Source organism: Nannocystis pusilla (assembly GCF_020073745.1).
GTDB classification, from domain to species: Bacteria; Myxococcota_A; Polyangia; order Nannocystales; family Nannocystaceae; genus Nannocystis; species Nannocystis radixulma.
Genome location: NZ_JAIRAU010000001.1, coordinates 1,020,351 through 1,034,504 on the forward strand (window position 1 = coordinate 1,020,351; position 14,154 = coordinate 1,034,504).

11 protein-coding genes are annotated in these 14,154 nt (G+C 68.6%); 5 read left to right on the forward strand and 6 right to left on the reverse strand.

Going from position 1 to position 14,154, the window contains the following annotated elements:
• Window positions 1–26: 26 nt before the first annotated feature.
• Both K7C98_RS04020 and K7C98_RS04025 read right to left on the reverse strand, forming a co-directional pair.
• A complete protein-coding gene (locus tag K7C98_RS04020; protein ID WP_224190161.1) occupies window positions 27–1,340 on the reverse strand; it encodes a hypothetical protein in 1,314 nt (437 codons plus the stop codon).
• 25 nt (window positions 1,341–1,365) lie between these two features.
• Window positions 1,366–3,399, reverse strand: coding sequence for a calcium-binding protein (locus K7C98_RS04025; protein WP_224190162.1), 2,034 nt, complete (start codon window positions 3,397–3,399; stop codon window positions 1,366–1,368).
• A gap of 853 nt (window positions 3,400–4,252) precedes the next feature.
• Here K7C98_RS04025 and K7C98_RS04030 point away from each other — a divergent pair.
• Window positions 4,253–5,350: an IS5 family transposase gene (locus tag K7C98_RS04030; RefSeq protein WP_224190163.1), complete on the forward strand. Its 1,098-nt coding sequence runs from the start codon at window positions 4,253–4,255 to the stop codon at window positions 5,348–5,350.
• A 170-nt stretch (window positions 5,351–5,520) separates the two neighbouring features.
• Here the strand turns inward: K7C98_RS04030 and K7C98_RS04035 are convergent, their stop codons facing one another.
• The 3 genes from K7C98_RS04035 to K7C98_RS04045 form a co-directional block, all read right to left on the reverse strand.
• Window positions 5,521–6,651: an RtcB family protein gene (locus tag K7C98_RS04035; protein ID WP_224190164.1), complete on the reverse strand. Its 1,131-nt coding sequence runs from the start codon at window positions 6,649–6,651 to the stop codon at window positions 5,521–5,523.
• Complete coding sequence (locus tag K7C98_RS04040) at window positions 6,648–7,118, reverse strand: ribosome-binding factor A (RefSeq protein ID WP_224190165.1); 471 nt, start codon at window positions 7,116–7,118, stop codon at window positions 6,648–6,650. Before K7C98_RS04040 ends, K7C98_RS04035 begins: the two co-directional genes overlap by 4 nt.
• 299 nt (window positions 7,119–7,417) lie before the next feature.
• Window positions 7,418–8,035: a hypothetical protein gene (locus K7C98_RS04045; protein WP_224190166.1), complete on the reverse strand. Its 618-nt coding sequence runs from the start codon at window positions 8,033–8,035 to the stop codon at window positions 7,418–7,420.
• Between the two features lie 326 nt (window positions 8,036–8,361).
• Between K7C98_RS04045 and K7C98_RS04050 the strand changes: the two genes are divergently transcribed.
• The 4 genes from K7C98_RS04050 (at window position 8,362) to K7C98_RS04065 (ending at window position 13,020) form a co-directional block, all read left to right on the forward strand.
• Window positions 8,362–9,168 carry a hypothetical protein gene (locus K7C98_RS04050; protein WP_224190167.1) on the forward strand — a complete coding sequence of 269 codons (807 nt, stop codon included), beginning with the start codon at window positions 8,362–8,364 and terminating at the stop codon, window positions 9,166–9,168.
• 57 nt (window positions 9,169–9,225) lie between these two features.
• The gene (locus K7C98_RS04055; RefSeq protein ID WP_224190168.1) at window positions 9,226–9,642 is read left to right on the forward strand and encodes an organic hydroperoxide resistance protein; all 417 of its coding nucleotides are present in this window, start codon (window positions 9,226–9,228) and stop codon (window positions 9,640–9,642) included.
• Window positions 9,643–9,921: 279 nt separating this feature from the next.
• Window positions 9,922–11,646 carry a hypothetical protein gene (locus K7C98_RS04060; RefSeq protein ID WP_224190169.1) on the forward strand — a complete coding sequence of 575 codons (1,725 nt, stop codon included), beginning with the start codon at window positions 9,922–9,924 and terminating at the stop codon, window positions 11,644–11,646.
• A gap of 93 nt (window positions 11,647–11,739) precedes the next feature.
• Window positions 11,740–13,020, forward strand: a complete 1,281-nt coding sequence (locus tag K7C98_RS04065) for a GTP-binding protein (protein WP_224190170.1) — start codon at window positions 11,740–11,742, stop codon at window positions 13,018–13,020.
• Between the two features lie 25 nt (window positions 13,021–13,045).
• Here the strand turns inward: K7C98_RS04065 and K7C98_RS04070 are convergent, their stop codons facing one another.
• Window positions 13,046–14,152 carry a redoxin domain-containing protein gene (locus K7C98_RS04070; RefSeq protein ID WP_224190171.1) on the reverse strand — a complete coding sequence of 369 codons (1,107 nt, stop codon included), beginning with the start codon at window positions 14,150–14,152 and terminating at the stop codon, window positions 13,046–13,048.
• Window positions 14,153–14,154: the final 2 nt, after the last annotated feature.

Below are 14,154 nucleotides of genomic sequence, written 5' to 3' on the forward strand. Positions count from 1 at the left end.
CGATCAGGCCTCGTCTCCAAGAAGCTCTAGGGGCATGTATTCTCATTGAAGACTCCCATGTCGCAGTTAGCCTGGTTGAATCTTGAGACGAACGGCGACATCGTGGGCGAATCCCCCATGGCATCTCGGAGCTCAGGGAAGATGTTGACGTCGTCAAACGTATAGGGGCCAGTCGCAGCGAAATTGAAGAATTCGAGGAGCTCACGCAAGTCGGGGCGAGAGCCCGCTCTGGTGAGAAAGTGCCAAAAGAAACGCATCCAATCGAGCCCGGTACTCGTCTCTGGCTTGACCCAGTCTTGCCCACACTTGTTGGCCGTCCATCGATTCTCTCCCCCCAAGGGGTCTTGATTGGCGGCGCCTCCGAACAAGGATACAAGGGAGTTGTCCGCCAGAAAATCTGTGTATGAAGAGTGAGTAATGTCTTTGTAGTAGCGGAAGATGCCGTCGGCGTCAGCGCTAATCGCGTGATTGAATGCGATTGCCGCGATGAAGTGCGCGAAACCTTCTCTCATGGCCGTTGCGCTCCACTCAGCAGATCGCATGCCATGCCCATTGGCGTCGGTGTCATCAATTTCGATTCCCATAAGATTAATTATGGGAATCTTTGTGCTGAAGCGGCAGTCCGGATCCTCTGCTTGGAAGTTGTAATCGCCTAGGCCGAGCATTCCCTGCCATCTAAGCTGCAGCCAATGCCCCATCTCGTGCGCGATAAGGTACTTCTCTCGAAACGAATCTGGCCCGAGCTCAATCCCTGCCACTCCTCCACGGGCATTTCCCTTCCAATCCAGATACTCGACGAGCATCGATGCCGGCGCTGGTGGGAGAACGTCGAGTTCGCTGAAGCGGTGCATCACGTCTGTCGCAACCGCCATCAGGGGCGCGATCGGATCCAACGCTGTGCCGTGAATCGAGAACTCTACCACGTCGTTCGGTGACAAATTATGCAGATCGACGATCCAGATGAACTCGGTCTCGATAGCACCCTCTTGTACATCTTGCCGTTGTGCGTGAATCCTCACCGGGTCCGGCTCGCCGACCCATGCTTCGGCGAACACCACCAGTTTGTGCCCGTTGGCGTACTGTGTCTCGAAGGTGAGGCACCCCTCTTGATCAAGAAGCGTGCTCAGCGGTGGTTCGGGTGCCGGAGGCAGCAACAGGACTCGAGCGCCGCGGGCGCGAACCTTGTCCTCCAGCAAGAGATCCTCGCCGAACCCGTTGTCAATGATTTCGGTCTCCCAGTTGACACAGAGCGTCCTCGCTTGGCAGGCCGACGCGATGCTCGGGGCCGCGAAGGCAAGGCTCGCAATGAAGATGGGGAGGATTGTGCGAATGCGCGCCATGGTCGTCTATCGCTCCGCGAAAGGGTCAGAAGCCTGGAATGCCACGCGAGCCATGGGCTTCGATTCGGCCCAAGAGTGTCGCGGTACCGGTGTACGGAGCGGCATTTGCGCGCCAACTGGCGAGGTCGCCGTGGTAATAGGTGTCATGCAATGCACCCTCGCGATACAAGACCGCGATGTCGCCACCAGTGCCATCTTTATCAAGGTGGCCGAAGATAGTGGGAGCAAAGCTGTTCCCCACGTGCGCGCTGTTGGCGCTCAGCCGCGCCCGGACGGAGATCGATGCGGAAGTCGGCAACACCAGCAGCGCGGGGTTCACGCTGCTAGGGTTGACCCCGCCAGGGATGAAATCATTGAGGTCGAACGAAACCGAGGTGCTCGTGGCGGCCGCGAGTGTCTCGGGCCCTTGCTCAATCCGGAGTTCCTCGCCGCGCACTCGCAGCACGAACTCGAGATCGGCAACGATCGTGTTGGCGCTAGTGTTCTGGAGCTGCAGGGTGAGGAGCCCGTCCGACGAGTTCAGCACCGAGTTCGGCGTGGTCAAGCCGGACCACGACAACTTGACCGGCGGCTGCAGGTATGGGCCGTCGTCGATCGGTGTTGGCTCGCAGACGGTTACGCCCCTTGGATTCTCAGGGACGACCACAAATTGCTCGATCGAAACCATCGTGAGCCCAAGAGCGGCCAGTTGTGTCTGGTTGCGATGGCTGCGGATCGTGTCAGTGCCGGGGCCGCCGTCGACGACCTCACCCTCCAGTACCATGCAATCGAGGTCGATGAGGATCGTGTCGTCGCCGGCGCCTGCGATGATGATGTCGCGCCCTGGGCCACTCTGGAAGACGTCCGCGCCAGCGCCGCCGAAGAGCACATCGTTGCCCTGGTCGCCGAACAGTTTATCATTCCCTCCGCCACCCCAGACAACCCCGGTACTCGATCCGAGGGAAATCACATCGGCTGTGGACCAGCCATACACCGGGCTACTGCCCGCATGACAGCCCAGGAACCCGCCGTCGAGCACTGAGCAGCCGTAGGTGTCGCAACTGAGCGCGTTGTTGACAGTGGTGAGTCCGGTTGCGCTGCCGAAGAAGGTGTGCCGGCCCATACCGACACCACCGGAACAGGCGTCTCCGGGCACACCTACCAAAAGATCGTCGTAGGCGTCCCCGTCGACATTTGCAGCGGCCAGGTGCCAGCCGAATAAATCGCCCTGCTCCGCAGTATCTGCGACGCCGCCGCTATCTTGGTTGTAGCCCAAGTGGGTGGGAGGAAGCCCGGCAGGCCCGCCGCTGTAGCGGAAGATGGCACCCATGCTGCCGCCGTAAAAAGGTGCTGCGACGACGAGGTCCGCACAGCCGATGCCCGACGACTGGTCGCCGTTGAAGTTACCAGCGGCCAGCGTTGCGCCGAACCTTCCGGTGGGCGTCAGGATTGGCCCGCTCAACTGACGGTCACCGACGCTAGTGATGCCGCCGCTGCTGCCGTTGAGCACGTTTACCAAACCGCCCGACTGTCTCGGAACGCCGATGGCGAGGTCATCGTCGCCGTCGCAATTAAAATCTCCCACGGCCAAAGCGTCGCCGAAATAGCTGTTCGCTTGGGCGCCGCCTTCGACATCTGGGGTGTCCAGAGTCCAGAGTTGGTCACCCACCTCTGTCAGGCCGGTCGAGGAACCGTAGAGCACATGCACCGAACCGCTGGCTGCAAAGCCGGTATCATTCGCGCCCGGCGCTGCGATGGCGAGATCGTCGTATCCATCATCATTGAAGTCGCCCGTAGCGAGGGACGCACCAAACAGGTCGTTGCAGGCGGCCGTGCCCAGGACACCCGATGTATCTCGTCCCCAGGTGGTGAGATCGCCGGCAGAGTTGACGACGTATACAGCTCCCTTGCCGCAATCGGTCTCGGGCGAGGAGACCACGATCTCCAAGCTGTTGTCGCCGTCGAAGTCTCCCCATCGCACGGTCCCTGATATGTCGATGAGTGAGGCAGTTGCTTCGGGGGCGAACGCGAGCATCGCCAGCGACCCAGCTGCGAGCGCGGATATCTTTTTGGGTTTCATCTCAGCGCTCCTTTTCTGGTGTGGATCCTTCACCGAGCGCGCGGTCCAGCCTGGATTCGTGTTCATTGTGTTTCGCACGCCCCGATTCGGATTTGTACAGTTCCGACCGTAACGACGTGAGCGCGGATTGGGCGGCGTTCACATCCTCTTTTCTCGGGGGGCCTCCTGCTTCTATCGCCGCGAGGGCCGCCTTGAAGCGGGCTTCCAGATGCTGAACCCGTTCAGTGCTCTCCAGCTCGTTCGAGCCCGAGGGCAGGCTACCCTGTTCAACGGAGGGATGCTGGGACGGCCGTATGGAAACATGTGGTATAGGAGTGGTATTCACCAGTGCCTTCTCGGAGGTCGATGTGGGCGCCGCTCGTTCCGTCAGCGGCGGGGGTGACGACCGCTCTTTGGCAAGAGTTGCCTGGTGTGGAGGGGCTTTAATGTCCCGTCCTCCTCCATAGGTCAGCAAACCTCCGACCAGACCGAAACAGACAAGCCAGGCGGCCCCGCGAGCACGACCATTCTTCAGCCACATCTAAACCACCTCACCACTTCTTCACGATAAGTGAATGACACAGGCCGCCCGGACACGTCAAGCGGTATTTTGAGTGAAAGGACGGCCAACGTGGTGGCCGGCTCTCTGGTCGTTCGCGCGGTTCTCGCAGTCATGTTTCGCGTGGTAGAGAATTCCCTGGTATCGCTCGACCCGTGCGTTCTCTAATGCGCCAAGTGTGACATGTTTCAAGAAACAGGTTATTTTATGCACCGGCTCGCCCCTAGCAGGATGCTGAAAAAGGACGGCGTAACCACACGCCGGAGACCCGACTGAAGGCCTTGCGAGCGATGCGCGATTTCGTACATTGGTCGTATGCGCGGCACCAAGGCCCCTCAGTCCAGCATGATCTGCCTCGTTTCGCCCGAGTCGAGGATCCCCGAGCGGCACCCGCTGCGCGCGGTGAAGAAGCTGGTCGATGCGGCGCTGAAGGACCTCGCGCCGGTGTTCGAAGGCATGTACTCGAACATCGGGCGGCCTTCGATCCCGCCGGAGTCGCTGCTCAAGGCGACGCTGCTCATGGCCCTGTTCTCGGTCCGCAGCGACCGGATGTTCTGGGACCAGCTCGGCTACAACCTGCTCTTCCGGTGGTTCCTCGACATGGACATGACCGAGGATGCGTTCCACCCGACGACCTTCACGAAGAACCGCGAGCGGCTCATGGACCACGACGTCGCCCGCGAGTTCTTCGCGCTGGTCGTGGGCCAGGCGAAGGCCGCCGGCCTGATGAGCAACGAGCACTTCTCGGTCGATGGCACGCTGATCGAGGCGTGGGCATCGCTCAAGAGCTTCAAGCGCAAAGAGGAAGCCATCGAGGAGAAGCCGCCCGTCGACGAGACCAAGAACCCGACCGTCGACTTCCATGGCGAGAAGCGCGGCAACGACACGCACGAGTCGACGACGGACCCGGAGGCCCGACTCGCGCGCAAGGGCAACGGCAAGGAGGCCAAGCTGTCGTACGCGCAGCACGTGCTGATGGAGAACCGCAACGGGCTCATCGTCGACATGTGCATCACGCACGCCCACGGCCGCGCCGAGGTCGAGGCCGCGTATATGATGCTCGAGCGCAACGATCCGACGCGAAGCCGTCGCACCGTCGCCGCCGACAAGGGCTACGACACACGCGACTTCGTCGAGGGCTGCCGCAAGATCGGCGTGACCCCGCACGTGGCCATGAACACAGGCCGCAGCGGCGGCTCGGCGATCGATGGCCGTACATCGAGGCACGAGGGCTACCTGACCAGTCAGCGCTTCCGCAAGCGGATCGAAGAGATCTTCGGCTGGGAGAAGACGGTCGCCAACTTCCGCAAGACCCGATTCCGAGGCAAGCAGCGGAACGAGATGGCGTCGCTTCTCATCGGCGCCGCCTACAACCTTGTCCGAATGGCGAAATTGATGCTGCCGATCGCATGAGGCCCCGCGGGTCCGGGGTCGAACCCGGACTCGCAGAGGGCCGGCAGGCCTCCCGCGGGGAGGCGGCCGGCCCAACAAGTCCTCTCGGACAGGTGATTCGAGCCAGCGATGGGCTCAGATCCGAGCACCCGAGTCATTCTTCAGCATCCTGCTAGGTGCGAGCCGGCGCCTTAGGTGGCCTTGAAGCTCAGCACCGGACGCAGTCGACGGACGACGCGGGTCAGCTCGCGCTGGGCTCGCATGACGGCGCCGATGTCCTTGTAGGCCGCGGGCGCCTCGTCGCGCAGCGCGTCGGCGGCGCGGTGGTCGAACCACACGCCGCCCATCTGGGCCACGACGTCGGCGGCGCGGATCTGCCGGCGCGCCTCGCCGCGGCCGAGGACCCGCCCGGCCCCGTGCGCGCTCGAGCACAGCCCCGCGACCTCGCCGCGACCGCAGGTGTGGTAGCTCGGCGTGCCCATCGAGCCGGGCACGATCCCCGGCTCGCCCGCTTGTGCCGACACCGCCCCCTTGCGATGGACCCACAGCGCCTCGTCGCCGTGCTGCTCGCGGCGGACGAAGTTGTGGTGGCAGGAGATCCACGTGTCCACGAGGACATGTCCATTGAAACAACTTTTAAGGATGTCGGCGGCGCGGGTGATCATGTGCGCGCGGCTCTCGGCGGCGTAGTCGAGGGCCCACTGCACGTCGGCGAGGTAGGCCGCGCCGGCCGGGCTGTCGGCGACGAGGCCGCGCAGGCCGGCGCCGATCGGCTCGGCGAGCGCGTCGTGGTGGTCGCGGATCGCCGTGCCGATCGCCCGCGAGCCGCTGTGCACCATCAACCACAGGCGGTCGTCGTCGTCGGCCTGCAATTCTAAAAAATGATTGCCGCGGCCGAGCGTGCCGAGCTGCAGGCCGGCGGTCCGACGCTGCTCCGATTGAAGTGAGGGGGCCGACAGCGGGCGGTCGGCGAGCGCGGGCGGGAGCGGGTGCTCGCCGGGCGGGCCCGGGTGGCGCAGCGCCGGGATCGCCCGCTGCAGGCCGACGAGCACGGCCGCCGCGGTGCGTGGATCGGCGAGGACGCCGACCTCGACGTCGCAGGCGACGGCCGCCATGCCGCAGCCGATGTCGCCGCCGACGGCCGCGGGCAGCAGGAGGGTGCGGGTGGCGACGACGGTGCCGACGCACACGCCCTCGGCGAGGTGGACGTCGGGCATGACGGCGATCCGGGCGACGTCGTCGAGGTGCCGCAGCCGCTCGAGCGCGTCCTGGACGTCGCGCGGGGGCGGCTGGGCGACGAAGCGGGTGAGGGTCGCCGTCATGGATCCACCTCCTCGTCGTCGTCGCTGGCGCCGCCCGGGCCGCGCGGCGCGGGCACGACCCGGAACACGAGGTTCGGGGTGCGCTTGCGGTGGATGGCGCCGGCGATCTCCGAGCGCAGGTACGGGCGCAGGGCGTCGAGGCGGCGCATTGTCAGCTGCGCCTCCTCGCCGCCGGCGCCGATCGGCAGCGCCAGCACGACGACGAGGTTGCCGCTGCCGGGCTCGGGTTCGACGCCGAGCAGCGTCAGCGCCGAGACGTGCGGGTCGTCGACCTCGCCGGCGAGCACGAGCGCGAGGCGCTCCTCGACCTGCCGCGACAGCTGGTCGAGCTTGCGCCGCGCCTGCGCCGGCAGGGCCGCGCCGAACAGCACGGCGGGATCGACGGCGCCCGGGATCGATGGTGCGGACTGCGAATATTCAGTTGTGGCCGGCGCGCGACGGCGCCGGCGGTCTCGATGTCGATTCATGAGTGGCTCTTTGCGGACTCAATGCACACACACGGACCGGATCACCGGGGCGATCCGGAGCTCAGACGCGTGGATGTGGAGAGACACGCATGGCCGACTCCGAAGGGATCACGAAGCTAGGCGATCTCGCGGCGCGGCGCAAGCGGGCGGGCGCACGGGCGATCGGGCGCGCTCGGGAGCGCGTTCGCTGCGGACAATGAGGTCGCGGGCGCCGATGCTTCGCCGGGCGGTCACGGAGGTCCGGCGCGTGCGCGAGCGCGGCGAGGACGCTTCGCCGCGCTCGCACGAATGAGGCGCACTCAGGGCGCGGTGCAGATGCCGACGGGCTGCATCTGGTCCGGGACTTCCTTGCAGGTCGTGCCGGCCGGGCAGGCGGCGTCGTTGCCGGGCGGGCACAGGGCGGCGCAGTTGGTCGGGTCCATGCCCATCTCGAGGATGAGGACGCACTGAGCCTGCGCCTGCGTGCCGGTCGCGGGGCACGTCATGCCGTCGCACTGCGGCGAGCAGAAGTTGCCCTCGACGCCGGTCAGCGACACGCAGTCCGAGCCGGCCGGGCACCCGCCCATCGCGTCGCACGGGCCGTACTCGCCGCCGGGGCCGGCGGTCGTGTCGTCGTCGGTGGTGGCAGGGTTGGCGGTCGTCGTGGTCGACGTCGCCGGCTCGGTCATCGTCGTCGTCGTCGCCGGCTCGGTGGTCGTCGGGGACGGCGTGGTGGTGGTCGGGGCGACGGTCGTGCCCTCGGTCACCGCCTCGGTCTCGCCGTCGGTCTCGGTGCCCTCGGTCTCGGTGGTGGTGGACTGGGTGGTCTGGGTGGTCTGGGTGGTCTGGGTGGTCTGGGTCGTCGCGTTGGTCGCGCTCGTGAGCATCGGCTTGCCGTCGTCGCCGCAGGCCACGAGGCCGAGCGCGAGGACGGACATCAGGGAAACTGAGGTAAGGGAACGAATGGACATGTTCTCTCCGCGGGAATTGGGGCGCGCAGCGTGCGGCCGTGCTCGCACGCTACACAACCGCCCGTCGTCGCGGAAGCCGACTTGTCGTGCGTTGGCGGACGAGCGGTTACGTGCCCGGGGCCGCTGACCCCCGGGCCGCGAGGACTGGGCGGAACCGACCGGCAGTTTGCAGCGAACGGGCCGTCCCTCGGGTGTCCCGGGGTTCGCGCGGTGAGCTGTCTCCGGGGACATGTCACGCGGGGACAAGCCGCGGCGGCGGGCGGCCGGTCCTATGGTGTCCCGAGGAGGTCGTGATGTCCGCACAGACCCTGCCGGCGCGGCGCCGGCACGTGTTCGAGATCGAAGACCAGCCGTGGTTGCCGCAGGCGATCCGCGACGGCGTGACCGGTTACCTCAACTTCATCGGCAACCTCGACGCGCGGCCGTACCGGAGCTTCTGCGACGCCCTGGCGGCCGGGCTGCGGGCCACCGGCGAGCGCGAGCTGCTCGACCTGTGTTCGGGCTCGGCCGGGCCGCTGCCGACGCTGATCGGCGAGCTCGACCGGCGCGACGTGGCGGTGCGCGTGCGCCTGTCCGACCTGTTCCCCAACATCGAGGCGATGACGGCCGCGGCCGCGGCGGTGCCGGGGCGCATCACCCACGAGGCGCGGCCGGTCGACGCGACCGCGGTCCCGGCCGAGCTCGCCGGCTTTCGCCTGCTGTGCAACGCGTTCCATCACTTCCGGCCCGCCAAGGCGCGGGCGATCCTCGCCGACGCGGTCGCGCAGCGGCGCGGGATCGCCGTGTTCGAGGGCGTCGGCCGCTACCCGGCCTCGATCGCCGCCTGCGCGGTCACCAGCCTCGGCGTGCTGGCGACCTCGCTGGTCATGCGTCCGCGCCGGCTGTCGCGCCTGGCGCTGACGTGGCTGGTGCCGGCGATCCCGTTCGTGGCGACATGGGACGGGGTGGTCTCGTGCCTGCGCGTCTACTCGCCCGAGGAGCTGCGCGAGCTGCTGGCGAGCGTGCCGGGGGCCGACGGGTACACCTGGCGCATCGAGGCCGAGCGGCTCGGTCGCAGCCCGCTCCGCGTGACCTGGCTGGTCGGGTTCCCGCGGCCGTGACGGCGCGGTCAGACGGCCGCACCCGCGTGGCAGACTGAGGCGCGAGGAGATCCCCAGATGACGCCGCTCTACACCACCACCGCGCTCGCCACCGGCGACGGCCGCAACGGCCACGCCCGCACCGACGATGGCACCCTCGACCTCGACCTCCGGATCCCCAAGTCGATGGGCGGCGCCGGCGGGGCCACCAACCCCGAGCAGCTGTTCGCCGCCGGCTACGCCGCCTGCTTCCACTCGGCGCTCAAGCTGGTCGCCGGCCGCGCCAAGGCCGACGCCTCCGGCACCGAGGTGTCCGCGACCGTCAGCATCGGCCGTCGCGACGACGGCGGCTTCGGCCTGGCCGCGGCCCTCGCCGTGCGCATGCCCAACGTCGACCGCGCGACCGCCGAGGAGCTGGTCGCCAAGGCCCACCAGGTGTGCCCGTACTCGAACGCGACCCGCGGCAACATCGAGGTCGCGCTCAGCGTGCTCTGACACGATATGTCGTAAAGAGAATGTTTGAAAGGCCATGTCCGAGAGGACATGGCCTTTTAATAGTATGCCCGTGGTGACGCGCCCGATCGACGCAGAGGGGCGCCCGGCGTGCCGTCGGTGGTCGCGAGCTCGGGGGACGTCCGCTGTCGCGGGGGCGGACGGGGTCGAGGCGTGCGAGAGGTCGACGGCGCGCGCCGTGCGAGCGGCGGGCCGCGCCGCGGTCGGTCACGGGCGATCGTGCGCGCGGGCGCGGCCTCGCGGCGGGGTATCCTCGCCGCGATGGCGCCCGAGATCGTGCTGCTGACGACGAACGGCCGCAAGGCCGAGGAGTGGCGCCGCAACTTCGTGCGCTACGGAATCGCGGTGCGGGCGGTGGCGGCCTCGGCCTCGGCGGCGACGGCCCGGAGGCTGATCGACGCGGCGGCGCCGGGGGTCCGGGTGCTCGCGGTGTGCCGCGAGGACAGCGACCTGTTCGTGCGCGGCACCGACGTGCGCAGCGAGCGACACGACCTCGAGCTGGTCGAGCACGTGACGGCGATCGTCGCCTGGTTCGTCGAGGACGGCGAGCTCCGCGAGGCGCGTTACGAGCACCGGGCGGAGGGCTTCGTCGACCGCTCGCACGGGGCGAGCGAGGAGGCGGGCGGCTGGTGGGACGCGATCTTCCGCCTGCGCGCGACGGGGCTGACCTACGGCGAGATGCGCGAGCGCAAGCAGTCGTCGCGCGACATGGCGATCTCGCGGTTCTTGCTCGACCGGGTGTACTACCGCCGGCGCGTCGACCTGGCGACCACGCCGCGCCGGCCGACGCGGACGATCGATTTCGACGACGACGTGGCGGCGTTCGTGAAGCGCAGCCCGTGGCTTGACCACCCGGAGCTGGCGCGCTTCGGCCTCGACCGCGCGCTGGCGGCGGTGATCGACCAGGGCGTGTTCTTCCGGGCGGCGCAGAACCGGCGCGAGAAGGTCTACTGGTGGCCGGGCCTCAACGCCGGGATCCCCTACACGCCGAAGCGCGACGAGGTCCACGAGGCGACCTTCATGATGCACGACTTCGGGCACTTCCTGCTGCCCGACCTGGTGTTCACCGGGACGGTCACCGAGCTCGGTCGCCGGGTCTATGTCGCGTATCGCATGATCTCCGAGGCGGTGACGCTGGTGCTCGCCGACATGGTGTTCGTCGAGGCGCTGCGGCGCGGCGGGGTCGACTACGACTGGACCCGCCGGCACGCGCACCCGCTGCTGCAGGCGACCGGCGTCGACCCGGCCGAGCCGGCCGGGCTGCGCGCGCTGCTGGCGGCCAACGTCGGCTATTGCGTGCAGGGCGACGATTCGCGCTGGCGGGCGCTGCTGGCCGGCGCGGGGGCGTCGGACGCGGCGCTCGTCGATTATCAACAGAAGTACGCGCCGTACTTCGTCGAGGACCTGCGGTGGACGGCGCGCAACTGGGAGACGATGACGAGCCGCGCCGACGAGTTCGCGCGCTGGTGGGCCGACACGGCGCCGCTGCGGGCGCTGGCCGACCTCGGGCTCGAGACGGTCGACGCGTTCGCCGGCGAGGTGGCGACGGGAGAGGGGACGCTGGTCGACCGGGTGTTCGCGCGGGTGATGGCGACGCGCATCGAGCCGGCGCTGCGCGGAGCGGTGGCGACGGCGTCGCCGGCGGAGCGGCGCGAGCGGGCGTTCCTCCGCTGGCTGGTCGGGCAGTTCGGGGTGTTCGCGCGCCACCCCGAGGCGCCGGGGGCGAGGCTGGCCCGCGACCGCCTGACGACGTTCGTGACGGCGCACCGGGGACGCCTCGGCTCGCCGGAGATCGCCCGGGCGCGGGCGTTCTACGAGCGCTTCGTCGACGGGCTGGCGGAGCAGCACCTGGCCAGCCTCGACGACGCGGCGACGTGGCGCGAGGTGTTCGCGCTGGTCGAGCCGTTCTACGTGTTCTACGACGGGCCCCGCGAGGCCTACGAGCCGCTGGCGGAGGCGGCGGCGCGGGTGTTCGGCGACGAATGAGATGTCCTCCGGGACATGTCTTGATGTTGGTGTGATGCGGGCGAAAATGCCCGCGCCGGGCGCGCGGCCGAGGGCTTATGATGGGCGGCCCGCATGTCCGAAGATTCCGCCTCGAATCGACCGACCCTCGCGGTCGCGACCATCGGCCATCACCACAGCGGCAAGACGTCGCTGACCTGCGCCATCACCGAGCTGCTCTCGCGCCGGACGCAAGGAGCGATCAAGGCGGTGAAGCTGCTCGATCTGGAGCGGCGCGGCGGGTTGTGGTCGGTGTGGCACGGCGACGTGCACGACCGCGAGAACGGGTGGATCGAGACGCGCACGATCGCGGCGAGCGAGGTCCGCTATTCGACCGAGCGCCGCAACTACGTCCACATCGACAGCCCCGGCTGGCGGCCGTGGCTGAAGAACGCGGCGCGGGCCCAGGCGGTGGTCGACGCGCTGATCGTGGTGGTGTCGGCGCCCGACGGGGTGCAGGCGCAGACGCACGAGCACCTGCTGCTGGCGCGCGCGCTCGGGCTGTCGCAGCTGGTGGTCTTCTTGAACAAGTGCGATCAGGTGAGCGACGTCGAGTGGCTCGACATGGTCGAGCAGGACGTGCGCGAGCTGCTGATCCGCTGCGGCTTCGACGGCGACGGGACCCGCATCGTCCGCGGGGCGGCGGCGCCGCGGAGCGCGCCCGAGCGGTGGGAGGGCTGCATCGGCGACCTGCTCGAGGCGCTCGACGTGGAGCTGCAGATCCCCGAGCACCCGGTGGGCGGCCCGCTGCTCCTCTACATCGATCACGTGTACTCGCGCCGGCCGGGCACGGAGGGGATCGTGGTCGACGGGCGGGTGCGACGCGGGCACGTGCGCCCCGGCGACACGATCGCGGTGGTCGGCTTCGGCGAGCCGATCGAGCTGCAGGTGTCGAAGCTCGAGAGCGAGCGGCGCAAGGTCGAGGCGGCGCAGGCCGGCGAGTTCGTCGGGCTGCGGCTGGTGCGATCGGTGCGGCCGCTGCAGCGCCAGGAGCTGCGCACCGGCCAGGCGCTGGTGCGGCCCGGCAAGCTGCCGGTGCGGCGAGTGACGGCCCACCTCGACCTGCTGGCGCCGGAGACGAACGGACGCCGCACGCCGGTGCGCAGCGGTCACATCGGCTTGCTGTTGTTCGGGACGACGGTGGTCGCCGGGACGTTCGAGGTGCTCGGGCAGGAGACGGTCGCGCCGGGGGCCGGGGCGACGGTGGCGGTCGAGCTGGTGCAGCCGGTGTACCTCGAGGCCGGGATGACGTTCTTGCTGCGCGACGGCAACCAGGGGCCGCTCTTGCCCGCCGGACAGGCGGCGCGCTGGGCCGGGACGTCGGGGATGGGACGCGTGTTCGAGGTGAAGGCGTAGCGCCGCGACCCGCCCGTTTTGTTTTTTAAACGCCTGCGGCAGTGAGTGCCGCGGCGATGTCCTGGTCCTGGGGGCCGAGCACGCGCACCAACCGTCCGGTGGCGTCGAGCACCGCGACCGCGGGGATCTCCCGCACGCCGAAGGCGCGAAAGACCGCGCCCGAGGTATCGAGCGCGAGCGGGAGCTTCGTCCCGGTGGTCGTCCTGTATTCGTCCAGGTCGCGCTCGGACGCCCACAGATTGCTCGAGACCCCCAGCCAGTGAACATCGCCCTTCGCCGCGAGCGCCTCGACCTGCTCACGCACGCGGCGGCAGGCGGTCGCGGTCGCGGGCCGGCTCTCGGCGAGATACGACTCGCACCACGGCGAGAAGAACACCAGCGCGCTCGGCTTGCCCACGCCGCCCAGGGCCACGGTCTTGCCGCCGGTCGTGAGCGAGAGATCGCGGACGAGGTCCCCGGGCGCGAGCGGGCGCGCGTCCGGACCCGTCGCGGCGGGGCTCGCGGCGGGGGCCTGGCCGCCGTCGGCGAGCGCCGCGCGCAGCGCCTCGTCCAGGCGCGCGTCGGCGAGGTGACCGACGTGGGCGATGCGCCCGTCGCGGCCGATCAGCACGTGCTGCGGCGTGACGCGCAGGTTGAACGCCTCGGCCAGCCTGCCGTCGTCGATGACGACCGGCATGCGCAATCCGAACTCCTGACGAAAGGCGCGTACGGCCGCCTCGTCGTCGGTGAAGCCGGTGTTGACCGCGATGACCTCGAGCCGGTCCGCCATCTTCGCGTGGATCTCCGCGAAGCCCGGCATCTGCTCGCGACAGGGCACGCACCAGGTCGCCCAGAACTTGAGGTAGACGGGCTTCTTCCCGATGAGCTGCGCCAGGTCGATCGGCTGGCCGTCGATCGTCGTGAGCGTGATCGCCGGCGCGGGTCGACCGATCAGCCCGGCGCTCGCGGCCACCGCCCGCTGCTCGCCGTCGTCGTCCTGGGTCGACTCGGCGACCGCGGGCGCGGGCGCGGGCGCAGGCCGCACCTCGACGGCGTCGCCGAGGCCGGGATCCTGGGCCCGGCAGGCGCTCAGGGTGGAGAGCACTGCGAGGCCGAGTGTGCGCATCCGCGCCGCCTGCGTTCGTGAATTCATCG

Excerpts from the sequence above, each read along its gene's own strand:
- K7C98_RS04020 (WP_224190161.1), bottom strand. The coding sequence starts at position 1,340 with ATGGCGCGCATTCGCACAATCCTCCCCATCTTCATTGCGAGCCTTGCC.
- K7C98_RS04025 (WP_224190162.1), bottom strand. The coding sequence starts at position 3,399 with ATGAAACCCAAAAAGATATCCGCGCTCGCAGCTGGGTCGCTGGCGATG.
- K7C98_RS04030 (WP_224190163.1), top strand. The coding sequence starts at position 4,253 with ATGCGCGGCACCAAGGCCCCTCAGTCCAGCATGATCTGCCTCGTTTCG.
- K7C98_RS04035 (WP_224190164.1), bottom strand. The coding sequence starts at position 6,651 with ATGACGGCGACCCTCACCCGCTTCGTCGCCCAGCCGCCCCCGCGCGAC.
- K7C98_RS04040 (WP_224190165.1), bottom strand. The coding sequence starts at position 7,118 with ATGAATCGACATCGAGACCGCCGGCGCCGTCGCGCGCCGGCCACAACT.
- K7C98_RS04045 (WP_224190166.1), bottom strand. The coding sequence starts at position 8,035 with ATGTCCGTCCTCGCGCTCGGCCTCGTGGCCTGCGGCGACGACGGCAAG.
- K7C98_RS04050 (WP_224190167.1), top strand. The coding sequence starts at position 8,362 with ATGTCCGCACAGACCCTGCCGGCGCGGCGCCGGCACGTGTTCGAGATC.
- K7C98_RS04055 (WP_224190168.1), top strand. The coding sequence starts at position 9,226 with ATGACGCCGCTCTACACCACCACCGCGCTCGCCACCGGCGACGGCCGC.
- K7C98_RS04060 (WP_224190169.1), top strand. The coding sequence starts at position 9,922 with ATGGCGCCCGAGATCGTGCTGCTGACGACGAACGGCCGCAAGGCCGAG.
- K7C98_RS04065 (WP_224190170.1), top strand. The coding sequence starts at position 11,740 with ATGTCCGAAGATTCCGCCTCGAATCGACCGACCCTCGCGGTCGCGACC.
- K7C98_RS04070 (WP_224190171.1), bottom strand. The coding sequence starts at position 14,152 with ATGAATTCACGAACGCAGGCGGCGCGGATGCGCACACTCGGCCTCGCA.